This is a genomic window from Enterobacter sp. 50793107 (assembly GCF_001463365.1).
GTDB lineage: Bacteria > Pseudomonadota > Gammaproteobacteria > Enterobacterales > Enterobacteriaceae > Enterobacter > Enterobacter cloacae.
This window is the reverse complement of sequence record NZ_LNII01000118.1, coordinates 40,356-56,995: the sequence shown is the minus strand read 5'-3', so window position 1 is coordinate 56,995 and position 16,640 is coordinate 40,356. Positions and strand designations below refer to the sequence as shown.

Below are 16,640 nucleotides of genomic sequence, written 5' to 3'. Positions count from 1 at the left end.
GGACGCTGTTGTTAAGCCATGGAAGAAAGTATTCGGATTCTATTTTAGCCGCATCAATACCGAAGTTCAGCTTCGCAAAGGAGTGCAGTCATGAGCTACCAAAGTGCATTAGAAGCAGCAGGATGCGAGGTGATCGAGTTTGTGCAATTCGGTTGCTACCAGGGCGAGTGGCTCGCACTTATTCGCCTCGGCGATGAAATTGGCGTGTGCGAAGGGAGTTACGGGTCCTGTAGTTACTGTGATGCATTCGAAGGCGAGTTTGGCTACGTGGAGACCGAGGCGCCTGACTATCAATCACGCCTAGCCGACTTTGGTCGCGGATACCTTCCCGCAAACACGCTGGCCGAAATGGTTGCGAAATTGACCCGGGAAAGCGATCGGCTGGAATGGGACGATGACTATCAGGAAATGCTGAGCAAAGTATTGGACTGGGATAGCAAGTATCAAAGCAGCGTGGAGGCCGCCCAATGAGCAACATCGACAAACGCGCATTACGGGAAGCGGCGGAGAGGGCGACGCCTGGCAATTGGTGGATTGATAGTCATGGGCAGGCCATGGTGTCGTTTATCGACAACGACGTGCTGGAGGTGTTTGCCACCGATAACAAGCGCGCCGCCGTTCGGCATGAGGATACCGGTAATCTCTCTCGGTGGCGAAACGATAACGACGCCACATTCATCGCAACGGCAGACCCAGCCACCGTGCTGGCGCTGCTGGATGAGATGGAAGCCAAAGACAAGCAGATTGTTGAGCTGCAAGCGTTAGCGCGTGGCGTGAAGCAGTACTCAGAGTTCCAGATTTGCCATTACGGTGCCACCGAGGACTATGCGAAGGGCTATATCGACTGTCAGAACAATTACAACAAAGTGCTCTTCGCTGCAGCCGGTAAAGGAGAGTGAGCATGGCACTGACTAAAAAACAGCGCGCGGAGCTGCGCATGAAGTTTGGCGGCCGCTGTGCTTATTGTGGGTGCGAACTTCCCGAAAAGGGCTGGCACGCTGACCATGTTGAAGCGGCTCTCAGGAAATGGGAATTCGGAGGGCGACAGAAAGATGGAGCTCGCCGCACTGTCGCAACGGGAGAGTTCTGGCGGCCGGAGAATGATGCTATCGAAAATCTGTTCCCGGCCTGCGCTCCATGCAATCTGTTTAAAGCAACCTTCACCGTTGAAACATTCCGTGAACAGGTGGCGGCGCAGGCGGATCGCGCGCGAGCATACAGTGTAAATTTCCGAACGGCAGAGCGTTTTGGTCTGGTTGAGGTAGTCGATAAGCCAGTTGTTTTCTGGTTTGAACGGTATCAGGAAGGAGCGACAGTATGATCACAATTACCAAAGAACAGGCCAAAGACCTCCGCAATGCATTCCAGTGCTGGCAGCAGGACTATGACCCGGTAGAAGACAAAGAGCAGTACGACATGTTTGGGCTCGGCATGGTGGCCATGGATGCGCTGCTGGCATCGCTGGAGCCTGTATCTGTTTTCAAAATTGACCACGAAAGCAGCCTAATTAAGCATGTCAAAAAGGTTGTCAGCGAAACTAACGCCCCGCCAGCGCCGGTATCTTTGCTTGATGAGCGCTACCAGCACCTTAGCGAGCTGTATCACGCACAGGAAAAGCGCTTGTTTAAAATCGCTCAGCGCATCAAGGGGCCGTCTTTCGACAAATATGCTTATTCCCCTTCTCAGGCTATGGACGTGCTTGAGTCAGCTATTTTTGGTGAAAGCAAGGACGCCTGCCGCGCCGCCATGCTTCAGTCGTTCGGTAATTCAGAACAACTCGACTCTCCGGTGATTCCGGATGGTTGGAAACTGGTTCCTATTGAATTGACGGGTGATATGACCAATGCAATGAGCGAAGCGATTCTTGATGATCTGCATAACGTCGATGTTTGGCGCAGCGTACTCGCAGTAGCACCGCAGCAGGAGGTGAAGTGATGCCTCCGGTCAAAGTTGTTGTCATCACGGTAGTGATGTTCGCTATTTGCCAGTTCATATCCATGACCGGGTATGGATTATGGTGAGCAAACTCAAACAGCGGCGCCTTCGCCGCCTTAAAGCTGATGTGGCATGGTGGCGAGAAGAGGCAGAGGATTGTCGCTCCCGTCTGCTGGAACTGGCCGGCGAAATCGACAGGCTCAAAAAACTGGTTATCCGCGTGCCGATGCCTGTGGTGGTCCCGGCTCAGTCTGCGGCATTCATCGGAATTGACCTTGCTGGTGGTGAGGACCAAACAGCGGTAATCGAAATAGAAAACGGGGAGGTTCGGAAATGGTCACGGTAACCCAGGAATCACTGGCCGAAAAGATTAAGCGGCTCGAGTCACTCGGTAACGCTGAATACGCATTAGGGTTAACCCTGAACGAGGAATATCAACTCGCAGCGTATCGCATGCTGCTCAATTATCTATCCAGAGAGAAAGGGATGGAAACCAAAATGGAGAGCGGCAATGGCTAAGACAGCAGCAGAACGCAAAGCAGCGCAGCGCGCCCGCCAGGCTGAAGCCGGTGAACGCAAGCTGGAGCTGGTTCTCGACGAGCAGGAAATGGAGATGCTGGCGCGGAACTGCGCAGAGCGTCGCCCGGGCCGTGAGCCATATGAGCTGAGCGAGTACATTGCTCTGCTGATCCGCCAGGATGATGCCCGGGTGCGCGGACGTATCAAAGCTATCAGCGCCAACCGGTGCGGCAGGTGCGGCGACAGCCTGCCGGTGAAGTCATGCCCGTGCGCCGGTGACTCGGCGTGCTGGGTAACGCAGGGCTGGCATGAAACGAAACTTGCGGTGTGACAGGTCACGACGTATTGACTAAATCCTCACATGATTATACTGTTTAAATGTACAGTATTTTTATGTGAGGTTCCATTATGGGCTTTCCATCTCCGGCAAAAGACTACGCAGAAGCCACGCTAACCATCACCAGCATGTGCGGCTACGACGGCAACTGCCGCACCATCGAGACGTCAGCGGGCTACGCAATCATCAATGTTTCACACAAACCACATCCGGGTGACACCGTGCTGATATCCTATTGCGGCCGCACGGAGTTCGCCGTTGTGCAGGGAAAGGCGCTGATAACTCCTGACGGTGAAGCGCTGGAAGGTGATGCGCTGGACGACACGACAGTGCATGGTGTGGTGACCCACTTCCTGAACCGCGTGGACAATCAGCGGCCGGACCCGATACCAGTCATGTAACATCTGCGCGGGCGTGATAGTATTACCTTCATGGTAATAAAATTACTCAGGTGGTAATCATGGCCGCGACACCAAAAACCCACAAACGCAAATCAACGCAATATAAGCCTCTTACAGCGATGCAGGAGGCTTACTGCCAGTCCTACATTAAGACACCCGAAAACCAGTCTCAGGCAGCGATAGACGCAGGATTTTCGCCTAATACGGCTGCGGTCAAAGCCAGCGTGATGATGCGAGACGAAAGAATCCAGAAACGAATCGCTGAGCTGATGGAGGAGCGCAACAAGCGCATGCGCGTCAGCGCTGATTACGTGCTCATGCGCCTGGTGGAGATCGACCAGATGGATGTGCTGGATATCCTGAACGACGACGGTGGAATGAAGCCGATTGCTGAATGGCCTAAGGTATGGCGCACATCTCTTAGTGCGATGGATATCGCTACCATCAAGACGACTCAGGCCTCTCTGCAGAAAGAGAATGGCGAGGCGGATCTCTCTGTTGAGGATGTCGAGCATATCCTGAAGAAGGTGAAATGGCCTGACAAGGTGAAGAACCTCGAGCTGATTGGTAAGCACGTAGACGTCAACGCGTTCAAAGAGCGCCTGGAGGTTTCCGGCACCGTCACCATCGCCGACCGCATGGCCGCAGCGCGCCGCCGCGTCAAAGAGCAGGCTGGTGGTGAAGAATGACAGCCGCAGCCATGTCGCCGGAAGAGCAGCTCGTCGAGGATATCGCCTCGTTCACGTATGACCCGCTGGGCTATGCGCTGTATGCGTTTCCGTGGGGCGAGGAAGGAACAGAACTGGCGCATGCCACCGGGCCGCGTAAATGGCAGGCAGACGCATTCCGCGAGATACGGGATCACCTTCAGAACCCTGAGACACGTCACCAGCCGCTGATGCTGGCCCGAGCATCCGGCCACGGCATCGGAAAGTCCGCTTTCATCTCGATGCTGATTAACTGGGGTATGTCCACCTGCGAGGACTGCAAGGTGGTGGTGACCGCCAACACCGACAACCAGCTGCGCACCAAGACCTGGCCGGAAATCATCAAATGGTCGAACCTGGCCATAACGAAAGATTGGTTCACCTGCACCGCCACGGCGATGTACAGCAACGATCCTGGTCACGATAAACGCTGGCGCGCTGACGCAATCCCGTGGTCTGAACACAATACCGAGGCTTTCGCCGGCCTGCACAACGAGCGCAAGCGTATCATCGTTGTATTCGACGAAGCATCGAATATTGCCGATCTGGTGTGGGAAGTTGCTGAAGGTGCGCTGACGGACGAAGACACGGAAATAATCTGGGTGGCGTTCGGGAACCCGACGCGTAACACCGGGCGTTTCCGCGAATGTTTCCGCAAATATAAGCACCGCTGGAAGTGCGCGCAGATAGACAGCCGCACCGTGGAAGGCACGAACAAACAGCAACTCCAGAAATGGGTGGACGACTACGGCGAGGACAGCGATTTCGTGAAGGTCCGTGTGCGGGGGATCTTCCCTGACGCGTCTGAAAACCAGTTCATTCCGTCAGGTCTGACGCAGCCGGCAGTAGGCAGGGTGATTACTCCTGAACAGGTTCAGCATGCTGCAGTAATACTCGGCGTTGACCCGTCTCACCAGGGTAAAGACCCAGCAGTGATCTATCTTCGCCAGGGGCTGCACTGTAAGAAGCTCGGGGAGTGGCAACGCACCACAGACGATGTGCTGTTTGCGAAGATCATCGCTGACTTTGAGGACCAGTACCAGGCCGACGCGGTGTTTATCGATTACGGCTACGGAACCGGGCTTAAATCAGTAGGGGATAACTGGGGGCGCAACTGGACGCTGATACAGTTCGGCAGCGGAACCGCAGATCCAGAGATGGGAAATAAGCGCGGAGAGATGTACAAATCCGCCCGAGACGCGCTGAAGCTTGGTGCTCAGTTAGACAGCCAGAACCTTGCCGATGAACTGAGCGCGCCGGAGTACAAGGTAAGGCTGAAGGACAGCAGGAAAATTCTTCAGGACAAGGAAGAAGTCAAAGAGTTGCTTGGCCGGTCGCCGAACGACGCAGATGCATACGTCCTGACTTACGCCGCGCCGGTAACCAAAAAGCAGTTTAACTATGGGCAGCAGCAGAACCAGCAGGGTAAGGCGCTGACCGAGTACGACCCGTATGCCTAATAACGAATTTTGATATTCAAGTTTTCAAGTGATGATTTTATGAACTTTGCAAGGTCATTATAGTTTTTATCATCAGGGTGTCTGAGCAAATTAAAATAGCACTGCTCCAGCACCTTTGTTAGTTGTGCCACCTGACTATTTGCGGCTTCAAGTTGAAACGATCTGTCTTTATCAAATTGCTCATAGTTGGATAGTTTTTCTTTAGCTTGATATAGCTCAGCCGCTGCGTCATCACGCTCCTTTGTGATCAGCCCCATAGTTTCTTGGGACTTTAAGATGCTTTCTCGCATCTCCTGGATCTCTTCCTCTGCACGGGTTTTGTATCTTTCATAGGCCACATATTGTCTTGCTTTCATTCTCTCCAGGCGAGCGCCGATTTTGAATTGATGCGCTTTTCTAACGCCTTCAATTGCGTCGGCATTGATGAGTGGCTGGCTTTGCCACTTTGAAACAACATTGTTAACCCAGGGCATGAAACCGCATAAAACTATTGTCGATAGTACAGGGTATCCAAATGAGATCTTCCAGTCACTATGAGCTGATATGAATTCGATTCTGTTGTAAATCTTGGTATCGCTAAGGAGCAAATAAAGAATGGATTTCCAGTTAAATGCACACCACGATAAAGCAAATGCGCCTAACGCAGGATTTTTTACTCGTTGCGCAGCAGTGCTGACGGAGGAAGAAAACAGCTCTTTTAATGATTCCAACATGCCCAATCCCTTCTAAGTTTTCTCCGATTATACCGTTTGGGTAAATTGTGGTCATTATGAATAATTATCCCTGCATGTGATAATTGCGGAGATATCCGCTGGTGTGGATAAAACAAAGCCCGCATTAGCGGGCCTTGAAATACGGAGTGCTAATGATGGTATCTGTCAGCTCATGCTCGCACTTTTTAACCTTCTGGAAGATGTAATTCATCTTGTCCATAACTTCCTGGTCTGCTGCTCTACGCTTCTTTGTTCTGGCGCTCAGTCTGAGTTTTGACATAGTGACCTCGAATTAAAGCCCGCGCATCTGCGGGCTGATTGTGACATGTCACGGCGTTATTGCGTTGTGAATCCGTTGCAGTTTCGCAGGAATTCCACGATGTAATTCTTCATTTTCTGATGCCACTCCCTGTCGTTTCCGTTGCACCATCCATCTGGTGGAGTCCAGGAGTCTACCAAATCTGCCATTTTTTTTGCTTTTGATGGCGTAGCGGTTGCTGTATCACCATAGTGCCTTGTGTCAACCAAGTCGCTCATTCCTTCGATATCCAGTACCTTGAACCATGTTCCGTTCGGCATTTCAACGTCAGGTATTCTCTGGCCTTTTCGGCGCTTATCTCTTAAGCATACGCTCATAATTCTCACCTTAAAAAAATGCCCGGACGAACCTGGCGAACTGGAAGCAATGGACTACGGAGTGCCTTCCTTGGCGGGTGATGCAGGGTTTACAGCGCAACGTCATCGGAATGGCGTTCTGCTGTAAAAAGGGCGGTGGTCAGAAGTGGGAGCAACTGCCACCGCCAAAGCTACACGCATTGCCTGGTACTGCCGTATCACGGTCCTGAGGCGTGATTGGGTTGTGGTGGCCGGTGCTGATCTCCGGCGTTGACTATCACAGGTGTTAGCTGCCACCGCCGAGGCGGGATAGACGTTATGATTTTCACCTGCTTTATTGGCTACTACGGCTTACCAGTTATTTACACAGCTTGTCTTACAGCCTGTCTTGATCCAGTAGCCACCCGGGCCGCTCCACCCCGCGCATCAGCCTGCGCATTCACCACAACATTGAGAGCACTGCACTTTGCTTCGTACTCCGTGGCAATCATGTCCACCATGTAAACCTGCAATGCTCTCATCGTTGCATCCTCGTCTCTTCCGAGGTGTCACACCTGATCGCCACGATGGTGAGTCGTCATGTCCGTGCATACCGAGAGCACTGACTTGCACATTCCGGCTACCCGCTCGGGGGTAAGGAAACCAAGGAACCCCTCCGGACCGCTGCGACACATGTGCCATATGCCGTACTGCTCACACCTGGAAGCGCACTCACCAGTTTGATTTAGCGACAAGACCTCACAGAACCGATATCGAAGTGCGCTTTCATGTTGTGTTACCTGAAGGGTAATAATTGCACGGCATTCTGTCAATGCACTACGTAAAATAATCCGTATATGGTTAAATTGGTAATAATTTAATCGTGTGTGAGGTTATCGCTATGTGTATCGGCAGCAAGCCATCAGTGCCAGCGGCACCAGAAGTTCAGGCCGCACCTCAGGAGCAGGACGCCGCTGTGGTCAGTGCCCGCGATGACGAAGAGCGCCGCCGCCGTGCTGCAGCCGGTCGTAACTCGACCATGCTCACCGGTGCCCAGGGCGACACTTCCAAAGCCAACACCAGCGGTAAAACGCTGCTCGGTCAGTAACGGAGACCTGAGAGATGGCGGAAACCGAAAAAGAGCGGCTGCTGAAGCAGCTAGCACAGCTGAAGAGTGAGCGCACATCGTTCGAGCCGCACTGGCGCGATCTGAGCGACTTTATCAATCCGCGCGGTTCACGCTTCCTGCCGTCTGACGTTAACCGTGATGATCGCCGCAACACCAAAATTGTTGACCCTACCGGCTCACTCGCTCAGCGCATTCTCGCCAGCGGCATGATGTCCGGCATCACCAGCCCGGCCCGTCCGTGGTTCAAACTGGCAACGCCTGACCCTGACATGATGGATTACGGCCCGGTGAAGGTCTGGCTGGAAGTCGTGCAGCGCCGCATGAACGAGGTGTTCAACAAATCGAATTTGTACCAGTCTCTTCCAGTGATGTACGCCAGCCTGGGTACTTTCGGTACCGCCGCGATGGCCGTGCTCGAAGATGACCAGGACGTGATCCGCACAATGCCATTCCCGATTGGCAGCTACTACCTGGCGAACAGCCCGCGCGGCAGCGTAGACACTTCCTTCCGCCAGTTCTCCATGACCGTGCGCCAGCTGGTGCAGGAATTTGGCCTGGACAACGTGAGCGCTTCCGTTCGGGGAATGTGGGAAAACGGCACATACGAAAACTGGATCGAGGTTAACCACTGCATCACGCCAAACATCAACCGCGACAGCGGCAAGATGGACAGCAAGAACAAACCGTTCCGCTCTGTGTACTTCGAGACTGGCGGCGACGCCGACAAGCTGCTGCGTGAATCTGGCTTTGACGAATTCCCGATCCTGGCGCCACGCTGGGAAGTTAACGGCGAAGACGTTTATGCGTCCTCCTGCCCTGGCATGCTGGCACTCGGTCAGGTTAAAGCCCTGCAGGTTGAGCAGAAGCGCAAAGCTCAGCTGATCGACAAAGCCACTAACCCGCCGATGGTTGCGCCAACTTCACTGAAGAATCAGCGCGTTTCTCTGCTGCCAGGCGACGTGACGTATCTCGACGTTCTGAGCGGCCAGGACGGTTTCAAGCCTGCATACCTGGTCAACCCGAATACAGCCGACCTGCTGGCTGACATTCAGGACACCCGCCAGACCATCAACAGCGCCTACTTCGTTGACCTCTTCATGATGCTGCAAAACATCAACACCCGCTCCATGCCGGTGGAAGCAGTGATCGAGATGAAGGAAGAGAAACTGCTGATGCTCGGCCCGGTGCTGGAACGCCTGAACGACGAAGCGCTCAACCCGCTTATCGACCGCGTGTTCTCCATTATGGCGCGCAAGAACATGCTTCCGCCTCCACCTGACGTTATGCAGGGCATGCCGCTGCGCATCGAGTACATCTCCGTTATGGCTCAGGCGCAGAAATCTATCGGCCTCACCAGCCTGTCGCAGACCGTTGGCTTTATCGGCCAGCTCGCACAGTTCAAACCTGAAGCGCTCGACAAGCTGGACGCGGATCAGGCTATCGACGCGTTCGCAGAGATGGCAGGCACGTCGCCAACCGTCATTGTTCCGCAGGAGCAGGTGCAGCAGATTCGCGAGGATCGAGCCAAACAGCAGCAGGCAGCCCAGGCGCTGGCAATGGGCCAGGCAGTAACGCAGGGAGCCAAGACGCTCAGCGAGACGCAGACCACAGACCCAAGCGCACTGACAGCAATCACTAACGCAGTTGGAGCGGCGCAGCAATGACGGACTTCGATGAAGAAGAACTGCGCATTCAGAACGAGCGTAAGAAGCACGATCTGGAGCAGCGCGAGAAGGACGACATCAAGTTCGTCATGGATAGCGAACAGGGCCGCCGCGTCGTGTGGTGGCTGCTGGAGAAAGGTCAGGTGTTCGGTACCTGCTTCAACGTAGACCCGAACATCACAGCATTCAACGAAGGGCAGCGCAACCTGGCTCTGGTTCTGTTTCAGCGCGTCATGACGCACTGCCCCGATCAGTATCTGAAGATGGCCGCAGAGGCCAGTGAACAGGAGTAACCATGAATTTATTAGAACGTTTGCTGCATCGCCGTCTTTGCAATGAGCAACCTGCTGATGGTGGCTCTTCACCGGCACCGTCTGAGCCATCCGCACCTGCTGCTGATGCTCCGGCACCTGCTGCTGACCCGGCCAAACCAGAAGGCGATAAACCACAGCCTGGCACTGAAGGCGACAAGCCTCAGGACGATAAGCCCGCTGATGGTGATAAGCCAGCAGACAAGCCTGCTGAAGAAAAAGACCAGAAGCAGGAAGGCGCGCCGGAGAAATACGAATTTAAGGCTGGAGAAGGCGTTGAGCTTGACACCGAAGCGCTGAAGGACTTCGAGCCGGTTGCCCGCGAGCTGAACCTGACAAACGAGCAGGCGCAGAAGCTGGTGGACGCATATCCAAAAATTCTGGCCGGTGTGCAGCAGCGTCAGGCAGAAGCCTGGCAGGCGCAGACAGAACAGTGGGCAGCCGACGTGAAGGCAGACAAGGAGATCGGCGGCGACAAGCTGACCGCAAACCTCAGCGCTGCGCAGCGTGCACTGGAACAATTCGGCGATCCAGAACTGAAAGAGTACCTGGACTCAACCGGTCTGGGTAATCACCCGGCGCTTGTTAAAGCGTTTATCAAAGTCGGCAAGGCAATGTCAGAAGACAAGGTTGTCACCGGCGGTCATGAAAGCGGCGGCAGTGACCTTATCTCCGCCTTCTATCCCAAAAAGTGAGGTATGAAAAATGGCTTTAATCGGTCAAACTCTGCCATCGTTGCTTGACATCTACAATCGTACTGACAAGAACGGGCGAATCGCGCGCATCGTGGAGCAGTTGGCGAAAACCAACGACATCCTGACCGATGCGATCTATGTGCCGTGTAACGACGGCTCTAAGCATAAAACCACCATCCGCGCAGGTATTCCTGAGCCGGTATGGCGCCGCTATAACCAGGGCGTTCAGCCAACCAAAACCCAGACCGTGCCAGTAACCGATACAACCGGTATGTTGTACGACCTGGGCTTTGTCGATAAAGACCTGGCAGATCGCTCAAACAACGCAGAAGCATTCCGTGTTTCTGAAAACATGGGCAAACTGCAGGGCTTCAACAACAAAGTCGCGCGTTATACCTTCTACGGCAATACCGATGCCGAGCCTGAAGCATTCATGGGCCTGGCTCCGCGTTTCAACACGCTCAGCACCAGCAAGGCCGCAAGCGCAGAAAACGTATTCAGCGCCGGTGGTTCTGGTTCCACTAATACCTCCATCTGGTTTATGTCATGGGGCGAAATGACTGCTCACATGATCTACCCGGAAGGCATGGTCGCAGGTTTCCAGCATGAAGACCTCGGCGATGATCTGGTGGACGACGGCAATGGCGGCAAATACCGCGCATACCGTGATGAGTTCAAATGGAACCTCGGCCTGAGCGTTCGTGACTGGCGTTCAATCTCCCGTATCTGCAACATCGATGTCACCACCCTGACTAAAGACGCATCAACTGGTGCTGATCTGATCAGCATGATGGTCGATGCGTACTATGCACGTGATGTTGCAATGCTGGGTGATGGTAAAGAAGTCATCTACTGCAACAAAACAATTCACGCGTGGCTGCACAAGCAGGCAATGAACGCGAAAAACGTCAACCTGACTATCGAAGAGTATGCCGGTAAGAAAGTGGTTTCTTTCCTCGGCATTCCGATCCGTCGCGCTGATGCCCTGCTCAACACTGAATCTGCCGTAACGGCGTAAGGAGAGAGAATCATGTTGCTTGATCAACAGGCTTTGTTCTCCGCGGCTCAGGCCATTACGGCCACCGCGGCATCAACCAACGTTATTGACACCGGCTCCAGTAAGGATGTCGGTAAATATGGCGATATCCCGCTGCTGATTCAGGTTGTTGAGGCATTTAACACCCTGACCAGCCTGACTGTAACGGTGCAGACCGATGATAACTCGGCATTCAGTTCTCCAACGGACGTGATCTCTATGGTCATCCCGCTGGCATCCCTGACCGTTGGTTACAAAACGCCGGTCATCACGCTGCCGATGAAGCTGGAGCGCTACATCCGCCTTAACTACACCGTCACCGGTACCGCGCCGACCACTGGCAAAGTAACCGCTGGCATTGTTGGCGGGGTGCAGACCAATGTCTAAATATCGCGTCAAAGAACGCTCCTTCATTAACGGCAAGCTCTGCGAGCCTGGCGATATTGTGGAGTTTTCCGGGGAGGCTGGAAAAAACCTTATCCCTTATAACGACGGTGATGTCGTGGTGAAGGCTGACGATCTGCCAACCAATGAAGAGCTTCAGGAGCTGGACCAGCTTCGTACCATTTACGAAGAGATGTTCGGCGAAGCTCCGCATAAAAACACCAGCGCAAAAACTCTCAAAGAGAAGATTGATGCCCGGCGTAAAGAACTGGGCGTGTAAGCGCTCGATAAAGTGCTAAAAGCCGGGGCCATTCGGCCCCGCTTTTCTATGCGGAGACCTGAGAATGAAAACTGTAAACATGAAAACAGGCACCGACTCATTCGTTGGTGAAGATGGAAAACCAGAAACCAAAGATCAGTATCCGTGGGGGCTGCGCATCACGCTGGATAATGAATCTCTGCAACGCCTCGGCCTGAATGCAAAATCACTGCCAGCGGTAGGTGATAGCGTATCAGTTATGGCAATGGCTAACGTATGTTCTGTATCTACCCGCACTACAGATCACGGTGAAGACAACTATGTTGAGCTTCAGATCACTGATATTGGCCTGGCTCCACAGAAACGTGATGATGCCAAAGAGCTGAAAGATGCATTCTACCCAGGCGGGGAGGATGATTAATGGCCTCCGTTATCGAGATCTGCAACCGTGCGCTGAGCAATATCGGCAACAGCCGCAGCATTAACAGCCTGACCGAAGCGAGTAAAGAAGCCGGGCAGTGCTCCCTGCATTTCGATTCCTGCCGCGATTCTGCGCTGGCGGACTTCGACTGGAACTTTGCCACCAAACGCCTGGCGCTGGCCGACACCAACAATCCGCCGCCGGACTGGGCTTATTCCTACCAGTATCCGACTGACTGCCTGCGCATCACCGAAATTATGGTGCCCGGTATCCGTAATCCTACGGCTGCCATGCGCATCAACTATGAGGTTGGGGCTGATGCCGACGGCACCGGAAAGCTGATCTATACAGACCAGCCTCAGGCATGGCTGAAGTACATCGCACGCGTCACCGACGTGAACATGTTCGATGCCATCTTCATGGAAGCGCTGTCCTGGCGCCTGGCGGCCGCCATCAACATGCCGCTTACTGGCAGCGCAGATCTCGGTAACAACGCACTGACTATGTACCGCAGCGTCATCCTGAGCGCTGGCTCGCACAGCCAGAACGAATCTCAGGAGCCGCAGCCGCCAGTTGATGAGTTCACCGCAGCGAGGTTGTCATAATGGCTTTCAGTTGGATCCAGCCGAGCTTTGCCGGTGGTGAGATTGGCCCGTCGCTGTACGGGCGCATCGATATGTCGAAGTATCAGGTGGCGCTGCGCAAATGTGATAACTTTATCGTTCGCCAGTATGGTGGGGTGGAGAATCGCCCGGGCACGCGCTTCGTCGGAGAAGCCAAATATCCGACGCGAAAATGCCGCCTTATTCCTTTCCAGTTCTCTACCGTCCAGACCTATGCGCTGGAGTTCGGGCACAACTACATGCGCGTTATCAAAGACGGCGCGTATGTGCTGAACAGCAGCAATGTGATCTACGAGCTGGCTATGCCGTATGCAGAGGCCGACCTGTTCCGCATCAAATTCACGCAGAGCGCCGATGTGCTTACGCTGGTTCACCCGTCCTACCCGCCGAAGGAGTTGCGCCGCTACGCGCATGACAACTGGCAGATCGTCGACGTCACCACCAAAAACGGACCTTTCGAAGATATCAACGTTGACGAGTCAGTGAAGGTATACGCCAGTGCCAGCACCGGGACCATTACGCTGACGGCCAGCTCTTCTATCTTCGGTGCCGAGCAGGTAGGGAAACTCTTCTATCTCGAACAGCCGGCGGTTGATTCCGTTCCCGTATGGGAGACCAGAAAGACCACCGCTATCAACGATGTGCGTCGCGCCGACAGCAACTACTACCGCGCCAATACTGGCGGCACCACTGGCACACTTCGTCCGTCCCACACAGAAGGTATGTCATGGGATGGCTGGGGTGGTGATACCGGCATTCAGTGGGAATATCTCCACAGCGGTTTCGGCATTGCGCGAATCACTGCTGTAGCGGGTACAACCGCAACTGCAACGGTGGTTAGCTATATCCCTTCTCAGGTCGTTGGCTCCGCTAACGGTAGCTATAAATGGGCAAAATATGCCTGGAACAGCGTCAACGGCTACCCGAGCACGGTCGTCTATTATCAGCAGCGTCTGTATTTTGCCGCGTCTACCGCTTACCCACAAACCATCTGGGCGAGCCGTACCGGTGACTATAAAGACTTTGGCAAGAGCAACCCCATTCAGGATGACGATCGCATTATCTACACCTATGCCGGGCGCCAGGTAAATGAGATTCGCCATCTTATCGATGTAGGCAGCCTGGTTGCGTTGACGTCCGGCGGGGAATATACGATATCCGGAGACCAGAATAAGGTGCTCACGCCGTCGGCTTTCTCGTTCAGCTCGCAGGGAAACAACGGTTCCAGCAATGTGCCGCCGATCGCCGTGGCAAACATCGCGTTGTTCATCCAGGAAAAGGGGAGTGTGGTGCGTGATCTGGCTTACTCCTTCGACGTCGACGGGTACCAGGGCACTGACCTGACCATACTGGCAAACCATCTTTTCCAGAAACGCAGCATTGTAGACTGGTCATTCTGCATCGTGCCGTACAGCAGCGCGTTCTGCATCCGCGACGACGGAAAACTGCTGGTGCTGACCTATCTGCGTGATCAGCAGGTATTCGCCTGGGCACCGCAGTCCAGCACCGGGAAGTACGAAAGCACCTGCTCCATCAGCGAAGGCAGTGAGGACGCTGTTTATTTCGTGGTTAACCGGACCATCAACGGCCAGACGAAACGTTACATCGAACGTCTTTCCAGCCGCCTGTTTACCAGTGATGAAGACGCATTCTTTGTCGACTGTGGGCTGAGCTATGACGGGCGTAACACATCATCCAGGACGATGACCATCAGCGGCGGCACCGGAGAATGGAGCTATCAGGTCGACTACCCGGTGACGATAAGCGGTGGTGCTTACTTTGAAAATACGGACGTTGACGCTCAGATCCAGTTCCCGTACTCAGAGGCTGATCCTGACACCGGAGAGGTGGTTGCGAAGGAGCTACGCGGCAACATCATTTCTGTAACCAGCACTACGGCGGTGGTCGTGCGATTTAACCGAGATGTTCCTGCTGTGCTGCGCAATGCGGCCACAACAAACTGGCAGATGGCCCGCCAGACTTTCAGCGGCCTGTCACACCTAGAAGGCCAGACAGTCAACATACTCTCAGACGCCAGCGTTGAGCCACAGAAAACCGTAACAGGCGGTGCTGTCACGCTCGAATCTCCGGGCGCGGTAGTTCATATCGGACTGCCGATCACTGCTGAGTTCGAAACGCTGGACATCAACATCAATGGCCAGGAAACGCTGCTGGATAAAAAGCAGGTGATCCCCACTGTCACGATGGTGGTAAATGCCAGCCGCGGAATATGGGCAACCACGCCTGGTGGCACATGGTACGAGTATCCACAGCGTGAGTTCGAGTTTTACGACGACCCTGTTGATGACGCTACCGGAAAAGTTGAGGTGAAGCTCGACAGCAACTGGGATAAAAACGGACGCGTTAAGGTGCGCCAGCTCGATCCGCTGCCGCTGTCAGTTCTGGCTGTCATTCCGCGCATGACGGTTGGGGGATTCTGATGATTAAAGCTCAGATCGTACCGGCAACCGCAGAGCATATCGAAGCCATGCTGCCGCATGTCCGCCAGGCTGATGTTGATGAATTTCTGGCGACAAACGGATGGAGCCCGCGCCGCGTGCTTGAAACCGGTCTGCGCACGTCAACTTTCGCCTGCGCAGGGCTTATCAACGGGGAGGTGGTGACCATCTTCGGCGTGGCACCGGCATCTATGATCGGCGGCAACGGCATCCCGTGGCTGGTGGGCACCGACGCGCTGGAGAAATACCAGCGTACCTTCCTGCGCCGCTGCGGGAAAGTGGTCAATGCAATGCTGGCTGTTTACCCGTATCTTGAAAACTATGTTGATGCCCGCAACCACACAGCGCGTATCTGGCTGCACTGGCTGGGATTCACCATTGAAGAGCCGCAGCCATACGGCGCTCACGGTCTTCTGTTTCACCGCTTCCACATGGAGAGAAAATAATGTGTGAACCCACCACAATTTTAGCCGGTGCGACACTCGCGGCAGGCGCGCTGTCCGCTTACGACCAGTATCAGACCGGGAAATACACCTCTGCAGTAGCGGAGCAAAATGCTGATGTGGCAGAAGCGCAGGCGCAGGACTCAATTAACCGTGGCAATGCCCAGGCCGAGGAAGTGCGACGCCGTAATCGCCAGGCAGCCGGCACCCAGGCGGCAACCATGGGTGCCACCGGTGCGGATCTCTCAACCGGTAACGCTCTGGACATCTTCGGGGATACCGCTCAGTTCGGCACGCTGGATGCTCTGACGACCGTTAACAACGCCCAGCGCGAGGCTTACGGCTATCAGGTTCAGTCTGCTAACTATGACGCCCAGGCGGTATCAGCGCGTAAGCAGGGGAATATGGGGGCCGCTACCACGTTGCTTACTACGCCGCTGCAGGCGTATGGCGCTTATCAAATGGCTGGCGGTACATGGTCGCCGTTCTCGCAGAAAGCCGCACCAATCAGCGCGGCAGTCGGCACTCGTACCGGTCGATAAGGAGATAC

At 54.4% G+C, this 16,640-nt stretch carries 24 protein-coding genes; 22 read left to right on the top strand and 2 right to left on the bottom strand.

Features of this window, described 5'->3' with window-relative positions:
* Positions 1–90: 90 nt before the first annotated feature.
* From APU11_RS15555 to APU11_RS15510, 10 genes are all read left to right on the top strand, one after another.
* The gene (locus tag APU11_RS15555) at positions 91–471 is read left to right on the top strand and encodes a hypothetical protein (RefSeq protein WP_058650898.1); all 381 of its coding nucleotides are present in this window, start codon (positions 91–93) and stop codon (positions 469–471) included.
* Complete coding sequence (locus tag APU11_RS15550) at positions 468–899, top strand: ead/Ea22-like family protein (protein WP_060578642.1); 432 nt, start codon at positions 468–470, stop codon at positions 897–899. Before APU11_RS15555 ends, APU11_RS15550 begins: the two co-directional genes overlap by 4 nt.
* A gap of 2 nt (positions 900–901) precedes the next feature.
* A complete protein-coding gene (locus tag APU11_RS15545) occupies positions 902–1,321 on the top strand; it encodes an HNH endonuclease signature motif containing protein (protein ID WP_060578641.1) in 420 nt (139 codons plus the stop codon).
* Positions 1,318–1,935, top strand: a complete 618-nt coding sequence (locus APU11_RS15540) for a hypothetical protein (RefSeq protein WP_060578640.1) — start codon at positions 1,318–1,320, stop codon at positions 1,933–1,935. Before APU11_RS15545 ends, APU11_RS15540 begins: the two co-directional genes overlap by 4 nt.
* Positions 1,936–2,014: 79 nt before the next feature.
* Complete coding sequence (locus APU11_RS15535; protein ID WP_060578639.1) at positions 2,015–2,281, top strand: hypothetical protein; 267 nt, start codon at positions 2,015–2,017, stop codon at positions 2,279–2,281.
* Positions 2,269–2,454, top strand: coding sequence for a hypothetical protein (locus APU11_RS15530; protein ID WP_060578638.1), 186 nt, complete (start codon positions 2,269–2,271; stop codon positions 2,452–2,454). The genes APU11_RS15535 and APU11_RS15530 overlap by 13 nt, the downstream gene beginning before the upstream one ends.
* Positions 2,447–2,785 (top strand): hypothetical protein, encoded by a 339-nt coding sequence (locus APU11_RS15525; RefSeq protein WP_060578637.1) that lies wholly within the window; start codon positions 2,447–2,449, stop codon positions 2,783–2,785. Before APU11_RS15530 ends, APU11_RS15525 begins: the two co-directional genes overlap by 8 nt.
* A 77-nt stretch (positions 2,786–2,862) precedes the next feature.
* Positions 2,863–3,192, top strand: a complete 330-nt coding sequence (locus APU11_RS15520) for a hypothetical protein (RefSeq protein ID WP_060578636.1) — start codon at positions 2,863–2,865, stop codon at positions 3,190–3,192.
* Between the two features lie 59 nt (positions 3,193–3,251).
* Complete coding sequence (locus tag APU11_RS15515) at positions 3,252–3,881, top strand: terminase small subunit (protein WP_060578635.1); 630 nt, start codon at positions 3,252–3,254, stop codon at positions 3,879–3,881.
* Complete coding sequence (locus tag APU11_RS15510; RefSeq protein ID WP_060578634.1) at positions 3,878–5,359, top strand: hypothetical protein; 1,482 nt, start codon at positions 3,878–3,880, stop codon at positions 5,357–5,359. Before APU11_RS15515 ends, APU11_RS15510 begins: the two co-directional genes overlap by 4 nt.
* On the opposite strand, the gene APU11_RS28320 is transcribed toward APU11_RS15510, so the two are convergent.
* Both APU11_RS28320 and APU11_RS15500 read right to left on the bottom strand, forming a co-directional pair.
* Entirely contained in the window at positions 5,356–6,072 is a 717-nt protein-coding gene (locus APU11_RS28320) for a hypothetical protein (protein ID WP_060578633.1), read from the bottom strand. The genes APU11_RS15510 and APU11_RS28320 overlap by 4 nt on opposite strands.
* 336 nt (positions 6,073–6,408) lie before the next feature.
* Positions 6,409–6,708: a hypothetical protein gene (locus tag APU11_RS15500; RefSeq protein ID WP_060578632.1), complete on the bottom strand. Its 300-nt coding sequence runs from the start codon at positions 6,706–6,708 to the stop codon at positions 6,409–6,411.
* A gap of 859 nt (positions 6,709–7,567) precedes the next feature.
* Here APU11_RS15500 and APU11_RS15495 point away from each other — a divergent pair.
* The 12 genes from APU11_RS15495 to APU11_RS15440 all read left to right on the top strand — a co-directional run bounded on the left by APU11_RS15495 (position 7,568) and on the right by APU11_RS15440 (position 16,632).
* Entirely contained in the window at positions 7,568–7,774 is a 207-nt protein-coding gene (locus tag APU11_RS15495; protein WP_032634944.1) for a hypothetical protein, read from the top strand.
* A gap of 14 nt (positions 7,775–7,788) precedes the next feature.
* Positions 7,789–9,459 carry a portal protein gene (locus tag APU11_RS15490; protein WP_060578631.1) on the top strand — a complete coding sequence of 557 codons (1,671 nt, stop codon included), beginning with the start codon at positions 7,789–7,791 and terminating at the stop codon, positions 9,457–9,459.
* On the top strand, positions 9,456–9,752 hold the full coding sequence (locus APU11_RS15485) for a hypothetical protein (RefSeq protein ID WP_060578630.1): 297 nt from the start codon (positions 9,456–9,458) through the stop codon (positions 9,750–9,752). The genes APU11_RS15490 and APU11_RS15485 overlap by 4 nt, the downstream gene beginning before the upstream one ends.
* Positions 9,753–9,754: 2 nt before the next feature.
* Complete coding sequence (locus tag APU11_RS15480; protein ID WP_060578629.1) at positions 9,755–10,465, top strand: peptidase; 711 nt, start codon at positions 9,755–9,757, stop codon at positions 10,463–10,465.
* 10 nt (positions 10,466–10,475) lie between these two features.
* On the top strand, positions 10,476–11,483 hold the full coding sequence (locus APU11_RS15475; protein WP_060578628.1) for a major capsid protein: 1,008 nt from the start codon (positions 10,476–10,478) through the stop codon (positions 11,481–11,483).
* Between the two features lie 12 nt (positions 11,484–11,495).
* On the top strand, positions 11,496–11,888 hold the full coding sequence (locus tag APU11_RS15470) for a Bbp16 family capsid cement protein (RefSeq protein WP_045898079.1): 393 nt from the start codon (positions 11,496–11,498) through the stop codon (positions 11,886–11,888).
* Entirely contained in the window at positions 11,881–12,165 is a 285-nt protein-coding gene (locus tag APU11_RS15465) for a hypothetical protein (protein ID WP_060578627.1), read from the top strand. Before APU11_RS15470 ends, APU11_RS15465 begins: the two co-directional genes overlap by 8 nt.
* A gap of 64 nt (positions 12,166–12,229) precedes the next feature.
* Positions 12,230–12,565: a capsid staple protein gene (gp10, locus tag APU11_RS15460; RefSeq protein WP_032636536.1), complete on the top strand. Its 336-nt coding sequence runs from the start codon at positions 12,230–12,232 to the stop codon at positions 12,563–12,565.
* Positions 12,565–13,170 (top strand): hypothetical protein, encoded by a 606-nt coding sequence (locus APU11_RS15455; protein ID WP_060578626.1) that lies wholly within the window; start codon positions 12,565–12,567, stop codon positions 13,168–13,170. Before gp10 ends, APU11_RS15455 begins: the two co-directional genes overlap by 1 nt.
* Positions 13,170–15,629 (top strand): hypothetical protein, encoded by a 2,460-nt coding sequence (locus APU11_RS15450; RefSeq protein ID WP_060578625.1) that lies wholly within the window; start codon positions 13,170–13,172, stop codon positions 15,627–15,629. The genes APU11_RS15455 and APU11_RS15450 overlap by 1 nt, the downstream gene beginning before the upstream one ends.
* Entirely contained in the window at positions 15,629–16,093 is a 465-nt protein-coding gene (locus tag APU11_RS15445) for a hypothetical protein (RefSeq protein WP_060578624.1), read from the top strand. The genes APU11_RS15450 and APU11_RS15445 overlap by 1 nt, the downstream gene beginning before the upstream one ends.
* Positions 16,093–16,632 carry a hypothetical protein gene (locus APU11_RS15440; protein ID WP_060578623.1) on the top strand — a complete coding sequence of 180 codons (540 nt, stop codon included), beginning with the start codon at positions 16,093–16,095 and terminating at the stop codon, positions 16,630–16,632. The genes APU11_RS15445 and APU11_RS15440 overlap by 1 nt, the downstream gene beginning before the upstream one ends.
* Positions 16,633–16,640 lie beyond the last annotated feature (8 nt).

Excerpts from the sequence above, each read along its gene's own strand:
- APU11_RS15555 (WP_058650898.1), top strand. The coding sequence starts at position 91 with ATGAGCTACCAAAGTGCATTAGAAGCAGCAGGATGCGAGGTGATCGAG.
- APU11_RS15550 (WP_060578642.1), top strand. The coding sequence starts at position 468 with ATGAGCAACATCGACAAACGCGCATTACGGGAAGCGGCGGAGAGGGCG.
- APU11_RS15545 (WP_060578641.1), top strand. The coding sequence starts at position 902 with ATGGCACTGACTAAAAAACAGCGCGCGGAGCTGCGCATGAAGTTTGGC.
- APU11_RS15540 (WP_060578640.1), top strand. The coding sequence starts at position 1,318 with ATGATCACAATTACCAAAGAACAGGCCAAAGACCTCCGCAATGCATTC.
- APU11_RS15535 (WP_060578639.1), top strand. The coding sequence starts at position 2,015 with ATGGTGAGCAAACTCAAACAGCGGCGCCTTCGCCGCCTTAAAGCTGAT.
- APU11_RS15530 (WP_060578638.1), top strand. The coding sequence starts at position 2,269 with ATGGTCACGGTAACCCAGGAATCACTGGCCGAAAAGATTAAGCGGCTC.
- APU11_RS15525 (WP_060578637.1), top strand. The coding sequence starts at position 2,447 with ATGGCTAAGACAGCAGCAGAACGCAAAGCAGCGCAGCGCGCCCGCCAG.
- APU11_RS15520 (WP_060578636.1), top strand. The coding sequence starts at position 2,863 with ATGGGCTTTCCATCTCCGGCAAAAGACTACGCAGAAGCCACGCTAACC.
- APU11_RS15515 (WP_060578635.1), top strand. The coding sequence starts at position 3,252 with ATGGCCGCGACACCAAAAACCCACAAACGCAAATCAACGCAATATAAG.
- APU11_RS15510 (WP_060578634.1), top strand. The coding sequence starts at position 3,878 with ATGACAGCCGCAGCCATGTCGCCGGAAGAGCAGCTCGTCGAGGATATC.
- APU11_RS28320 (WP_060578633.1), bottom strand. The coding sequence starts at position 6,072 with ATGTTGGAATCATTAAAAGAGCTGTTTTCTTCCTCCGTCAGCACTGCT.
- APU11_RS15500 (WP_060578632.1), bottom strand. The coding sequence starts at position 6,708 with ATGAGCGTATGCTTAAGAGATAAGCGCCGAAAAGGCCAGAGAATACCT.
- APU11_RS15495 (WP_032634944.1), top strand. The coding sequence starts at position 7,568 with ATGTGTATCGGCAGCAAGCCATCAGTGCCAGCGGCACCAGAAGTTCAG.
- APU11_RS15490 (WP_060578631.1), top strand. The coding sequence starts at position 7,789 with ATGGCGGAAACCGAAAAAGAGCGGCTGCTGAAGCAGCTAGCACAGCTG.
- APU11_RS15485 (WP_060578630.1), top strand. The coding sequence starts at position 9,456 with ATGACGGACTTCGATGAAGAAGAACTGCGCATTCAGAACGAGCGTAAG.
- APU11_RS15480 (WP_060578629.1), top strand. The coding sequence starts at position 9,755 with ATGAATTTATTAGAACGTTTGCTGCATCGCCGTCTTTGCAATGAGCAA.
- APU11_RS15475 (WP_060578628.1), top strand. The coding sequence starts at position 10,476 with ATGGCTTTAATCGGTCAAACTCTGCCATCGTTGCTTGACATCTACAAT.
- APU11_RS15470 (WP_045898079.1), top strand. The coding sequence starts at position 11,496 with ATGTTGCTTGATCAACAGGCTTTGTTCTCCGCGGCTCAGGCCATTACG.
- APU11_RS15465 (WP_060578627.1), top strand. The coding sequence starts at position 11,881 with ATGTCTAAATATCGCGTCAAAGAACGCTCCTTCATTAACGGCAAGCTC.
- gp10 (WP_032636536.1), top strand. The coding sequence starts at position 12,230 with ATGAAAACTGTAAACATGAAAACAGGCACCGACTCATTCGTTGGTGAA.
- APU11_RS15455 (WP_060578626.1), top strand. The coding sequence starts at position 12,565 with ATGGCCTCCGTTATCGAGATCTGCAACCGTGCGCTGAGCAATATCGGC.
- APU11_RS15450 (WP_060578625.1), top strand. The coding sequence starts at position 13,170 with ATGGCTTTCAGTTGGATCCAGCCGAGCTTTGCCGGTGGTGAGATTGGC.
- APU11_RS15445 (WP_060578624.1), top strand. The coding sequence starts at position 15,629 with ATGATTAAAGCTCAGATCGTACCGGCAACCGCAGAGCATATCGAAGCC.
- APU11_RS15440 (WP_060578623.1), top strand. The coding sequence starts at position 16,093 with ATGTGTGAACCCACCACAATTTTAGCCGGTGCGACACTCGCGGCAGGC.